Origin of the sequence: Mesorhizobium sp. INR15, assembly GCF_015500075.1 — a bacterium.
In the GTDB taxonomy this organism is placed as follows: domain Bacteria; phylum Pseudomonadota; class Alphaproteobacteria; order Rhizobiales; family Rhizobiaceae; genus Mesorhizobium.
On sequence record NZ_CP045497.1, the window covers coordinates 91,972 to 104,307 of the forward strand.

Sequence of the window (12,336 nt, forward strand, 5' to 3'; positions counted from 1 at the left end):
AGGCGACCGTCGAAACGCGAATGGAGCGGCTACTTCAGATTCATCCGGCAATGCCGAGGATACGGTTCTCCCATCCTCGATGGTCCGGACCAGCCTTAATCCCAGATTGTCGGGAGGCGTGCCAACGGCGTAGCTTGCGCTTTTCCGTCAGTCACGAAATTCGACAGGGCTGTCCGTCGTCAGAACATTTGGCTCAAGGTGCGGTGTAAATTAGCAGAGTGTTGGCCTCGTCTTGGGGTTGATGTTATGCGGCGAGCTTGCGGTGCTGCAAGCGCCGATGTTGGATGGTTTGGCGTTTGATCCTTTCGCGCTGTTTGATGATGGTCTGGGCCCTGCCGAAGTAGGCGTCGGCTGGGGTCACGTTGTCGAGGCTCTCGTGGTAGCGCCGATGGTTGTAATGCTCAACGAAGGCCCCGATCTGGGCCTCGAGGTCGCCGGGCAGGAAGTAGTTTTCCAGCAGGATCCGGTTCTTGAGGGTCTGGTGCCAGCGCTCGATCTTGCCCTGCGTCTGGGGATGCATTGGAGCGCCCCGGACATGGCTCATGCGCTGGGCCTCGATATAATCGGCCAGTTCGCCGGCGATATAGCTGGGGCCATTGTCGCTGAGCAGCCGAGGCTTGTGGTGCACATGGGACTGGTCGCACCCTGAGGCAGTAAGTGCCATGTCCAGCGTGTCGGTGACGTCCTCGGCCCGCATCGTGCTGAACAGTTTCCAGGCAATGATGTAGCGGGAGTAATCGTCGAGCACGGTCGACAGGTACATCCAGCCCCAGCCGATGATCTTGAAGTAGGTGAAGTCGGTCTGCCACATCTCGTTGGGTCGCGTCGTCTTGGTGTGGAACTCGTTCGCCGCCTTGATCACGACATAGGCCGGGCTGGTGATCAGATCGTAGGCCTTGAGGAGCCGGTAAACGCTGGCTTCCGACACGAAGTAGCGCTTCTCGTCGGTGAACCGCACCGCCAGTTCGCGCGGGGAGAGCTCGGACTGCTCCAGTGCCAGCTCGATGATCTGGTCATGGATGGCAGGCGGGATGCGGTTCCACACGCGGCTCGGCGCCGATGGTCGATCTTCAAGCGCCTCAGGGCCGCCACCGAGATAGCGGTCATACCATCGATAGAAGGTCCGTCGTGGGACCCCAAGCCGGTCCAACGTTTTGCGGGTGGGCAGGTGCGACTGCTCGACGAGCTTGATGATCTCGAGCTTTTCGGATGCGGGATACCTCATTCTGGCTCGTCCCCATCCGCGATCATGCTTTTTTTGAGCAGACGGTTTTCCAGCGTCAGGTCGGCAACGCATTCCTTGAGCGCACCAGCCTCGCGCCGCAGATCCTTGACCTCATCACTGGTGGCTGCACGGGCCGTATCGCCGGCCAGGCGGCGCTTGCCGGCTTCCATGAACTCCTTGGACCAAGTGTAATACAGGCTCTGCGCAATGCCTTCCTTGCGGCACAGCTCGGCAATGCTGTCCTCACCGCGCAGGCCGTCCAGCACGATCCGGATCTTGTCTTCCGCTGAAAAGTGCCGGCGGGTGGCCCGGCGAATGTCCTTCACCACCTGCTCCGCAGACTTTTTAGCACTTGAGGATTTCGTGGTCATCTTGGTTCCTTCGTCAGGCGACGAGACCAAAACACTCCTTAAATCTCAACCGCAAATCTGGGACATAGGTGCTGACGGGGAACAATGCTACTGCATAGTTTTCGACACCCGAATTCGCCTGCAAAGCGCTCAGCCGCGGCAAATGCCCAATCCTCATCGGCGGCAACCGCCAGTATCGCCTGCGCCTCTGAATAACACCGGACGGCGGCGGCGAGATAGCTCACTCCGTCACGGAGCATCGCGCGAGATCGCGCGTATCTCCTCAGCTGTTGGGTCACAGCGGCCAGCCTCGCACAGGCCATATAGTCGGGCGCGCTATCTCGGCAGGCGTGATCAGTTGCCGATAAGGGAGTGCCTTCCGGGCGTTCGTCTTTCAGGAACTCGCCGGGCTTCGGATGATCGAACCGGGAAGAAGGAAAAGCGCACAAGCAACCTTGAGGCAGCGCGGATTCTCAATGAAGTCACGCGCCCAAAATGCGTTGCCCGGATTGATGCCAAGACATTTAATCATCGCGACAAACCTGTCGGGCCAAACGCATTCGGCAGCGAGGACTAAATAAACTTTACCTCCCAAGCATTGGCTTCAGGCGGGGATCGGCCCAGGGGCGCTGACCTGCTTCATCAGGTCGTCGTTCCAGTCGCCTTCCACCATGAAATGCGCTGTGGCGCCGAGAATCACCGCTTCGATCAGATTGTGGTTGACGTATGCATAGATACCCGGCTGACGGAACTTGTAGAGCGCCGCGGCCGCTGAACCGCCGCGCACTAACCAGGTTTCGAGGTTCTTTGCCGGTGGATTATCGAACTTGCCCTGCTCCCAAACATGATCTCCATGCCCTCCGATGAGGTGCGGGCGGCTGTCCCGGTTGGCTTGTGAATGGACAATAAGGACGGTTTCTCCAACCTTTGCCGCCATGGCCTTGTCGCCGGTGAGCGCCCCAGCCGCGCCATTGAAAACCACATGGGAGGGAACGAGCTTGGTCATCACCTCCATGATTTCCTCATAACCGTCGCCGGGGGACGCATAGGATTTGAACACGCCTTTGCTGTCGCGAGGCAGGTAGAAATCCTGCTCGCCTATATAATAGATGCGGTCGTACCGCAGGGAATTGCCGGCTTCATCCTTGAGGCCTTCGCGCGGCAGTACCATTATGGCGCCGTTCATTCCGGAGACGACGTGCCAGGGGATCATCGGGCCGCCTGGCGCGCAATGATAGACGAATACACCGGCACGCGTCGCCTTGAAGCGCAGAACTGTCTGCTCGCCCGGATTGATGAGGGTCAAAGCGCCGCCCCCGAGACCTCCGGTGGCGGCATGGAAGTCGATATTATGCTGCATCGCGTTGGTGTCCGGATTGACCAGCGTCAGTTCGACATAGTCGCCCTCGTGCACCACCATCAACGGGCCCGGCACGGTGCCATTAAAGGTCATGGCTGGATAAGTGGTGCCGTCCTGGTCGATGACCAGCGGCTTTTCCTCTATGACCAGGCGGAACTCCTTTATCCCGGGTGTCGCCTTGGTCGCCTGCTCATGAGGGTGCACGAAGGGAGGGTCCACCAGCGCCACCTTTTCGCGCTGCATGCTGGCAAGGTCGGGTGCGGGGCCGTCGACCTGAGCTTCCGCCGCCTTGGCCGCCATCCCGTCAGAACTCGACGCCAGCACTGTTGCCCCCGTCAGCATGGCCGTTCCCATCATGAATTGCCGGCGGCTGGCATGCATAAACTCAGTCATCGTCGATCTCCGTTGCCCTTGGCCGCGATTGGCCGTCGAATTCCGATGCATAAAGGCTCAAGGTGATGTGGTCTTTGATCTACCTCAAAGACGACGTGCAACCGCCTTGCTAGGAAGCCACCATCAGGCCTTGAGCATTGGCCTTCTCGAAGGGAGATCCTCGACGATGAAGACGATCATCACTGCCGGGGCGGCCGTGTCGCTCCGTGGACGCGCTCCGGCACCGGAGGCCGTCGTCGTACTCACCAAGACCGCCTGACGCGTGCTTCACAACGCCGGGCGCCGCGCGTGCTCCGGCGAACTCACAATGGAGGAAATATTGAACAAGTTCGCACAATTCGCCTTTCTCGCCAGCGGACTCATGCTCGCGGCTCCCGCGTCCGCCGCAGACTACGAGGTGCAGATGGTAAACCAGGGGCCAGGCGGCCAACTCATGCATTTCGAGCCAGCATTCGTCAGCGTCATGCCAGGCGACACCGTCACCTTCCTGCCGACCGACAAGGGCCATAACTCGGAATCAATCCTGGATATGACACCGGACGGCGGTTCCAGTTGGAAGGGAAGGACGAACGAGAAGATTACCGTGACCTTTACCGTACCGGGGTTATACGGGTTCAAGTGCCAACCGCATTTCGCCATGGGGATGGTGGGCCTCATTGAGGTTGGTCACGACACCGAAAACCTCAATGCTCTTGTCGGGGTTCGGCTTCCGCCGCGCGCACAAGCGCGCATGTTCGAGTTGTTCGCCAAGACTATTCGCGGTGAAACAAAATAGCGGCAGATCGTCCGTTAGCTCGATTTTCCGGTAATTCACGTCCCTCTCGCCGGTAGCAGAATAGCTAGGTGGCGATGCGCAAATGCTGCATTTCACCATGGGATGACGACCTGACAAAACAGGCCGAAGCCCAAGGGCTATTACGTCTTAGTCACGAGGATCCGATCCTGAACGCGTTTTGTGGAATCTCCGCGAGGGCGGGTTCACGCACTGGACAGATGCCATGGCTTTCAATCCCATCGTCGCCCTTGGAGGCATCGCGGCCGCTGCGCTGATCGTCATGGGTGCGACCACAGCGATTGACTGGTTCTCCGCGACCGAACGCCAACCTTTGGCGATCGTCGAACTGGTAACGCTTGCGCCCGGATCGTTTCGCCATCCGCAGCCAGGCGAATTCATGAGCCAGAGCCACCCCATTGCGGCACCGTTGATCCTGGCAACGGTCGGTGTTCCCTTGGAAATCATGAAATACCAGGTGAGCAGATCGGAATACGGACGTTGCGTGACGGCCGGCGCCTGCAAACCTGCCGACATCGCGGGCGACGGGAATTTTCCCGTTACCGGCGTAAGCCACATCGATGCCGAAGCCTATGCGGCCTGGTTCTCGGTTCAGATGGGCGCGAGATGGCGGCTGCCGACAGACGCGGAATGGGCCTATGCAGCCAGCGAACGTTTTCGAAGCGACATCGAGGGCGGCGCCACCGATCCGAATAATCCGGCGCTGCGCTGGCTCGCCCAATATCGTATCGAAGCTGCCCTCGGGCGGGTTTCCGATCCCGAGCCTAGATTTCGAGGAGCTTTTGGGATCAACTCAAAGGGCTTGGCGGACGTTGCCAGCAATGTCTGGGAATGGACATCGACCTGCTATGTCCACGCGACGATAGCCGCTGACGGCGATGTCACGTTGTCTGGACAAGAACGCGATAAGACCTGCGGCGCTGATTTCAGCTGATCCCAGCCACGGTTTTCCACGCCGCCAGGGCCTGGAGGCGGTGGTGGTGAATTTCGAATGCGGAGCGTTGTGAGCGGGCTGGGACGAAGAGATTTCTGAGTGCTGAGAAGATCGAGACGAAGCGTTGCAGCGCCCCTGGCGATCGGAAGCCCTGCATCATTCGCTCCCGTTTGCGCAACGGCACATGCGAATTCTCCGCCCGGTTATTCAATCCCTTGTGCGAACGGTGTTCGACATTCGGCATGACCTGCCGCTTGTTCCCCGTCAGCACCTATGTCCCAGATTTGCGGTTGAGATTTAAGGAGTGTTTTGGTCTCGTCGCCTGACGAAGGAACCAAGATGACCACGAAATCCTCAAGTGCTAAAAAGTCTGCGGAGCAGGTGGTGAAGGACATTCGCCGGGCCACCCGCCGGCACTTTTCAGCGGAAGACAAGATCCGGATCGTGCTGGACGGCCTGCGCGGTGAGGACAGCATTGCCGAGCTGTGCCGCAAGGAAGGCATTGCGCAGAGCCTGTATTACACTTGGTCCAAGGAGTTCATGGAAGCCGGCAAGCGCCGCCTGGCCGGCGATACGGCCCGTGCAGCCACCAGTGATGAGGTCAAGGATCTGCGGCGCGAGGCTGGTGCGCTCAAGGAATGCGTTGCCGACCTGACGCTGGAAAACCGTCTGCTCAAAAAAAGCATGATCGCGGATGGGGACGAGCCAGAATGAGGTATCCCGCATCCGAAAAGCTCGAGATCATCAAGCTCGTCGAGCAGTCGCACCTGCCCACCCGCAAAACGTTGGACCGGCTTGGGGTCCCACGACGGACCTTCTATCGATGGTATGACCGCTATCTCGGTGGCGGCCCTGAGGCGCTTGAAGATCGACCATCGGCGCCGAGCCGCGTGTGGAACCGCATCCCGCCTGCCATCCATGACCAGATCATCGAGCTGGCACTGGAGCAGTCCGAGCTCTCCCCGCGCGAACTGGCGGTGCGGTTCACCGACGAGAAGCGCTACTTCGTGTCGGAAGCCAGCGTTTACCGGCTCCTCAAGGCCTACGATCTGATCACCAGCCCGGCCTATGTCGTGATCAAGGCGGCGAACGAGTTCCACACCAAGACGACGCGACCCAACGAGATGTGGCAGACCGACTTCACCTACTTCAAGATCATCGGCTGGGGCTGGATGTACCTGTCGACCGTGCTCGACGATTACTCCCGCTACATCATTGCCTGGAAACTGTTCAGCACGATGCGGGCCGAGGACGTCACCGACACGCTGGACATGGCACTTACTGCCTCAGGGTGCGACCAGTCCCATGTGCACCACAAGCCTCGGCTGCTCAGCGACAATGGCCCCAGCTATATCGCCGGCGAACTGGCCGATTATATCGAGGCCCAGCGCATGAGCCATGTCCGGGGCGCTCCAATGCATCCCCAGACGCAGGGCAAGATCGAGCGCTGGCACCAGACCCTCAAGAACCGGATCCTGCTGGAAAACTACTTCCTGCCCGGCGACCTCGAGGCCCAGATCGGGGCCTTCGTTGAGCATTACAACCATCGGCGCTACCACGAGAGCCTCGACAACGTGACCCCAGCCGACGCCTACTTCGGCAGGGCCCAGACCATCATCAAACAGCGCGAAAGGATCAAACGCCAAACCATCCAACATCGGCGCTTGCAGCACCGCAAGCTCGCCGCATAACATCAACCCCAAGACGAGGCCAACACTCTGCTAATTTACACCGCACCTTGAGCCAAATGTTCTGACGACGGACAATGGTCGAGCATCGCTTTCGGCGGAACCTCGTTAGCCAACAGTGGCCGGCCGGGGTAGCGCATCAAGCAGAGTTGGATCGCGAAGCCGAGCTGATTGTGTTCGCGCCGCCGTAGCTGGATTTCCAGCAAATCGGCCGGTGAAAGAGAATAGTGGCTGATCAGACCGTCTTCATCGACCGGAATGTCGAATAGCGTCTTTCGCTCGTGTTCTTTGAGAAGCGCTCGTCGGGCCACTTTCCACTCCACCAGAACGGTAGTGGCCAAGCCTCTGTCCAAAGCGGCCTACGGTACAGGAGGCAAATGGCGTATCCACAGCGAACATCCGCGCGTTCACTCTCCGTTCGACCTTAGCGCAAGATTCTGCACAGCTCTTGTTCCGGCCCCAACGACGCGATCGAGGATCGTTATTTCTGCCGCCGTCATGGCTATCGCGGCCGGTGCTTCAGGGGCCGTGCGGGCCATCATCGTCAGCCACAGGACACGCCAACTGACGATGCAGAACACGGCGATCAGATTCGTCAGGCGGTCAGCCGTACGCAGTTTTGCATCCTCGGCCCGGCAGCCAGATTTCAGGATCTTGTGGAACATCTCGATCTTCCACCGCAGGGCGTACCAGGTGATCTTCTCGCAGGCTTGCTCGAACGTCTCCACTTTGAAGTCCGTCAAGAGCTTCCATATTATGGGCTTTCGTCCCGAAGGGGGGTCGATTTCCATGGCATGGATCACCGTCAGATCTAGCGAGGGATAACGCTTCTGCTTGCCGATGGGCGGTAACACGTGGATCCGCTTAAACCTGACCTCCAGCGACACGCAACTGATCTCGTCGGCTTCGTTGCGCACTTCAATTTTGTGTGTCCCAGAGCTTGGAGTGGTTTTCATTTCACTCGCAACTGTGTGGGCGCCTTCCCCGGCCAGACGGTCGACAACGGTGCGCACCAAGAAATGGGTCCCGAGCTCCTTACTCAAACAGTAGAGCTCGTAGATATCGCTCTCCCTGTCTCCCACATGAATACAGCGATCCGGTTGGCCTAAAAGGTCAACAGATTGCCGTAGGTTCTGGAGCCAGCGGATGCTCTCCTTGGTCTCGATTGGGACGCGGGTCGGATTGACCTTCCGCTTGAGCTGCGCGGTTCCTTTGAACTTGTCCCGATTCCAAAATTTGACTGCTGAGAGACCCAGCGGGAGTCCCTCCTGGGTTACGACAAGGCTTGAATGCATCAGGATCCCACATACCGCATGGTGGCGCAGGCGGCCGTCTTTGTCGCGGCCACTGTTCACGCTCTTGGTGAAGCCGATCGCATGCGGGTCTCGCCGCTGATAGGTGAACTCCGTCGTGTCCTGCAACAACAGGATCGGTCCATCACTTTCGTCGTAGCGCCGGCGGGTTGCCGCAAAATGCCCGTGAAGAATGTCACCTTCCTCGACCCTGGGGTTCGAGAAGAACCGATAGGCGGCTTTGGTGTTGCTCCAATCCTGGCAGGCCAAGGGAATGGTGCCGCCCATTCCATCACTCATCCGCCGCAGTAGATCACCGAAGCGTCGACCAAGCCGGGCGTCCTTAAAGGACCCGACATCAACCTCCTGTTGGGCCCAATGGCGGGCGTTTCCGGCTTGTTTGTCGCTCTGAACCGACATTTTGCACCACAATAAACGAATCAGGTGCTCGACACAGAATCACAAGCGATTCTTTCGATTCAAGATTTTCCGGAAAATTACCCAAAGCGAGTCAGAGACTTATGGGTAATTGCAAGCCGGTGAGGTGAGCGGACTTAGGTGTAGTTGATGGGTCAGATCACGTTGCTCACAGGCCCCGAACGTCGGCGGCGGTGGAACGAGGAGGAACGGCGCCAGATTTTGGAGGAGGCGTTTTCGCCCGGAGCCTGTGTGACGCAGGTGGCGCAGCGGCATGACGTTTCGACGGCGCTGATCTACACATGGCCTCGCAAGCTGTGCGAACACGTCCCGGACCCGTGCCTTACAGAGGCGGTGGTTGTGGATGAAGACGTCGGCCATCCGCTGGAGCACCGGCCGGCTATTGTCGTGGAGCTGGTAACGGGCGGCCGGGTGAGCATCTTCGCGGGAGCGACGCCCACGCTGGTTACGGCAGTGGTAAAGGCACTGCGGTGATCCCGTCGGGCGCGCGGGTGTGGCTGTCGATGGGCCACACCGATATGAGGAAGGGCATGCAGGGCCTGGCTTTGCTGGTGCAGCAGCACCTGAAGCGTGATCCCCACGGTGGTGATCTCTACGTTTTCCGCGGACGCGCCGGATCGCTGGTAAAGATCATCTGGCATGACGGGATCGGCATGTCGCTTTATGCCAAGCGGCTCGAGAAGGGCCGCTTCATTTGGCCCCAGGCGAAGGACGGTGCAGTGTCGCTGACGAGCGCTCAGCTGGCGTGTTTGCTCGACGGGATTGACTGGCGCAACCCGCAATACAGCTGGCGTCCGGCGAGCGCGGGACAGGACGCGGATTTCCTCACCCAAAGCGGCATTTTTCGGTTGCACCGAGAGACAGGTGCTGATTCATTTCGGCCATGGAAGCCGCCGTTTCGCCCCTGCCGGACGATGTCGAAGCGCTGAAGGCGCTGGTTGTTTCGATGGGCGCCGAACTTGCCGCTGCGAGGGCTAAGGCGTCGGCCACGGAAGCTCTGATCGGGCACCTCAAGCTGCAGATCGCCAAGCTCAGGCGCGAGCAGTATGGCCCCAGCGCCGAGCGCAGCCGCCGGCTCCTGGACCAACTGGAGTTGCAACTCGAGGAACTCGAGGCCACAGCCAGCGAAGATGACCTTGCCGCCGAGGCGGCGGCGGCGAGGACGACCAGTGTCACCGCCTTCGAGCGCAAACGGCCAGTGAAGAAGCCGTTTCCCGAGCATCTGCCGCGTGAGCGCATCGTCATCCCCGCGCCATGTTCGTGCCCGACTTGCGGCGGGACGCGGCTTTCGAAGCTCGGCGAGGACGTGACCGAGACGCTGGAGGTGATCCCGCGTCAGTGGAAGGTCATCCAGACGGTGCGCGAGAAGTTCTCGTGCCGGAACTGTGAGACGATCACCCAGCCGCCGGCGCCGTTCCATGTCGTGCCGCGTGGCTGGGCAGGTCCTGGCTTGCTCGCCATGCTGCTGTTCGACAAGTACGGCCAGCATCAACCCTTGAACCGCCAGGCTGAACGTTTCGCTCGCGAGGGCGTGCCACTGAGCCTGTCGACGCTCGCCGACCAGGTTGGCGCGGCCACTTTCGCGCTCATGCCCCTCTATCGCCGGATCGAGGCTCATGTTCTCGCCGCCGACCGATTGCACGGCGACGACACAACGGTGCCGGTCCTCGCCAAGGGCAAGACCTATATCGGCAGGCTGTGGGTCTATGTCCGCGACGACCGGCCATTCGGCGGCGCCGATCCGCCCGCCGCGCTGTTCCACTATTCGCGCGACCGCCGTGGCGAACATCCACAAGCGCATCTCGACAGCTGGTCCGGGATCCTGCAGGCAGACGCCTATGGCGGCTATGGCGAACTCTACGCAGCCGATCGTCGCCCAGGGCCTGTGCTCGAAGCGGGCTGCTTTGCCCATGCGCGCCGCAAGTTCTTCGAACTCGCCGACGTCGAGGGATCAGCGCGCAAGAAGAGCCGCGGCGAACGGACAGGGGCGGCGATCTACCCGATCGCACTGGAGGCGGTGCAGCGCCTGGATGCACTGTTCGATATCGAGCGCGAGATCAACGGATTGAGCGTTGAAGCACGTGCTTGCGCCCGCCAGGAGCGCAGCGCTCCACTGATGGAGGACCTTCACGTCTGGCTGATCGCCCAGCTTGCCCAGCTCTCACGCAACCACGATCTCGCCAAGGCCATCAACTACATGCTGCGCCGATGGCCGGCGTTTACCCGCTTCCTCGACGATGGCAGGATCTGCATTACGAACAATGCGGCTGAACGGGCCTTGCGCTGCGTCCCGCTCGGTCGCAAGGCCTGGCTGTTCTGTGGCTCCGATCGTGGAGGCCATCGAGGAATGCACAAACTACTTCAGCGCCGCAGGATACGAGCCAGAGTGATCAGATTCTGCTCTAGCACTACTTTGGCAGATTTTTGAGTGTGCCAGCGTTTTGGGATTCCCGAGATACGATTTGCGTGATTCATAGGTGGTCGGCATCTTGGAGGGCCGGCCATGGACGAGAACTGGAAGTCGGATCTTGAGCGCTGGCTTGCGCCCTTTCTGGGTGCTCTGCGACACAAAGTGCGGGCGCGAATGTGTCCGGCCTATGTGGCGGGGCTGATCGGTGCTGGCGATCGCAAGAGCGTCCAACCGATGGCCGCACGCGACGGTGGCGTCGGCTACGACCAGCTTCATCACTTCATCGCCAGCGGAGTTTGGGACGCTGCGCCGCTTGAGAAAGTCCTGCTCGCCGAAGCCGACAGGATGGTTGGTGGCGCTGACGCCTGGCTGATCGTCGATGACACGGCATTGCCGAAGAAGGGCGAGCGCTCGGTCGGCGTCGCGCCGCAATACGCCTCGACCCTGGGCAAGAACGCCAACTGCCAGACATTGGTTTCGCTGACGCTGGCTTCCGGCGAAGTTCCGATCATGGTGGCGTTGCGGCTTTTCCTGCCCGAGAGCTGGACGAGCGATCCCGCACGCTTGATACGCGCCAGTGTGCCGGAGGCTCTCAGAGTCTATCGGACCAAGCTGGAGATCGCGCTCGCCGAGATCGATCGGGCGCGGGCTGCTGGCCTGCGCTTCGGCTGTGTGCTGGCCGATGCCGGCTATGGCCTGAGCGCGCCGTTCCGACAGGGCCTGAGCGAGCGAGGACTTGTCTGGGCGGTTGGCATCCCCTTCAAGCAGAAGGTCTATCCCGTGGATGTAGCGATGATCTTCCCCGTCGCCGGGCGCGGTCGCCCACGAAAACGCCATATCCCGGACGTCGCGTCGACGAGCGCGCAGGAGATGCTGGAGAAGGCGCCCTGGAGAATGCTCAGCTGGCGGCGTGGGACGAAGGGGCGCTTGCAGGCCCGCTTCGCCGCAAGGCGGGTGCGTGTCGCCGACGGGCCACCGCAGCGGATCGGTACGATGGGCGCCCAGCACCTGCCTGGCGAGGAGGTTTGGCTGGTCGGCGAACATCGCTCGAACGGTGAGCGTAAGTACTATCTGTCCAACCTGCCTGCTGATACCCCGCTCAAGCGTCTGGCCGGCGCTATCAAGGCGCGCTGGATTTGCGAGCAGGCCCATCAGCAACTGAAGGAGGAACTGGGCCTCGATCACTTCGAGGGACGATCATGGACAGGGCTGCATCGGCATGCGCTCATGACCATGATCGCCTACACCTTTCTCCAATCCCGTCGCCTCAAGCAGGCGAAGCGGGAAAAAAAGAATCCATGGCCCGCCACCGAAGCCGACCCTTCCAGCAATTCGGGCAGCCATCGTCGCCATACTCGAACGGCCGCCTCCAACGCGTTGTCCGCATTGCCGCCGATCGATCACCGCTAAAAATCTGCCAAAGTAGTGCTAGGTCGCAAACTCATAAACTGAC

Annotated in this window: 9 protein-coding genes and 4 pseudogenes; 8 read left to right on the forward strand and 5 right to left on the reverse strand. The window is 60.4% G+C overall.

The window, feature by feature from the left end:
* Positions 1-244: 244 nt before the first annotated feature.
* Both GA829_RS32770 and nirK read right to left on the reverse strand, forming a co-directional pair.
* A protein-coding gene (locus GA829_RS32770) for an IS3 family transposase (protein WP_195179988.1) occupies positions 245-1,596 on the reverse strand; the annotation gives its coding sequence in 2 pieces (ribosomal slippage) (positions 245-1,260 and positions 1,260-1,596; 1,353 coding nt in all).
* A 583-nt stretch (positions 1,597-2,179) separates the two neighbouring features.
* Positions 2,180-3,277 (reverse strand): copper-containing nitrite reductase, encoded by a 1,098-nt coding sequence (gene nirK / locus GA829_RS32775; RefSeq protein WP_195180166.1) that lies wholly within the window; start codon positions 3,275-3,277, stop codon positions 2,180-2,182.
* Positions 3,278-3,458: 181 nt separating this feature from the next.
* Between nirK and GA829_RS37010 the strand changes: the two genes are divergently transcribed.
* The 3 genes from GA829_RS37010 (at position 3,459) to GA829_RS32785 (ending at position 5,055) form a co-directional block, all read left to right on the forward strand.
* Positions 3,459-3,587, forward strand: a complete 129-nt coding sequence (locus GA829_RS37010; protein ID WP_258052392.1) for a hypothetical protein — start codon at positions 3,459-3,461, stop codon at positions 3,585-3,587.
* A 60-nt stretch (positions 3,588-3,647) separates the two neighbouring features.
* Positions 3,648-4,103 carry a pseudoazurin gene (locus GA829_RS32780; RefSeq protein WP_308462356.1) on the forward strand — a complete coding sequence of 152 codons (456 nt, stop codon included), beginning with the start codon at positions 3,648-3,650 and terminating at the stop codon, positions 4,101-4,103.
* 331 nt (positions 4,104-4,434) lie between these two features.
* Complete coding sequence (locus tag GA829_RS32785; protein WP_258052393.1) at positions 4,435-5,055, forward strand: formylglycine-generating enzyme family protein; 621 nt, start codon at positions 4,435-4,437, stop codon at positions 5,053-5,055.
* Here the strand turns inward: GA829_RS32785 and GA829_RS32790 are convergent.
* A pseudogene (locus tag GA829_RS32790) lies at positions 5,048-5,311 on the reverse strand (DDE-type integrase/transposase/recombinase); the annotation flags it as partial. The gene GA829_RS32785 and the pseudogene GA829_RS32790 sit on opposite strands and share 8 nt — an antisense overlap.
* Positions 5,312-5,394: 83 nt before the next feature.
* Between GA829_RS32790 and GA829_RS32795 the strand changes: the two are divergent.
* Positions 5,395-6,746, forward strand: a protein-coding gene (locus GA829_RS32795) for an IS3 family transposase (protein WP_195179988.1) whose coding sequence is annotated in 2 segments (ribosomal slippage) — positions 5,395-5,731 and positions 5,731-6,746 — 1,353 coding nt in all. Because the reading frame shifts where the segments join, the coding sequence is not laid out codon by codon here.
* A 74-nt stretch (positions 6,747-6,820) separates the two neighbouring features.
* On the opposite strand, the pseudogene GA829_RS32800 reads toward GA829_RS32795, so the two are convergent.
* Together GA829_RS32800 and GA829_RS32805 are read right to left on the reverse strand one after the other, a co-directional pair.
* Positions 6,821-7,054, reverse strand: a pseudogene (locus tag GA829_RS32800) (DUF4158 domain-containing protein); the annotation flags it as partial.
* A gap of 96 nt (positions 7,055-7,150) precedes the next feature.
* Positions 7,151-8,455: an IS4 family transposase gene (locus GA829_RS32805; protein WP_258052394.1), complete on the reverse strand. Its 1,305-nt coding sequence runs from the start codon at positions 8,453-8,455 to the stop codon at positions 7,151-7,153.
* A gap of 147 nt (positions 8,456-8,602) precedes the next feature.
* Between GA829_RS32805 and tnpA the strand changes: the two genes are divergently transcribed.
* From tnpA to GA829_RS32825, 4 genes and pseudogenes are all read left to right on the forward strand, one after another.
* Positions 8,603-8,947, forward strand: a complete 345-nt coding sequence (gene tnpA, locus GA829_RS32810; RefSeq protein ID WP_195179990.1) for an IS66-like element accessory protein TnpA — start codon at positions 8,603-8,605, stop codon at positions 8,945-8,947.
* A gap of 17 nt (positions 8,948-8,964) precedes the next feature.
* Positions 8,965-9,402, forward strand: coding sequence for an IS66 family insertion sequence element accessory protein TnpB (gene tnpB / locus GA829_RS32815; protein WP_308462361.1), 438 nt, complete (start codon positions 8,965-8,967; stop codon positions 9,400-9,402).
* Positions 9,357-10,817: pseudogene (gene tnpC, locus GA829_RS32820) on the forward strand (IS66 family transposase); the annotation flags it as partial. The gene tnpB and the pseudogene tnpC, both read left to right, overlap by 46 nt.
* Positions 10,818-10,939: 122 nt before the next feature.
* Positions 10,940-12,293, forward strand: a pseudogene (locus tag GA829_RS32825) (IS701 family transposase).
* Positions 12,294-12,336: the final 43 nt, after the last annotated feature.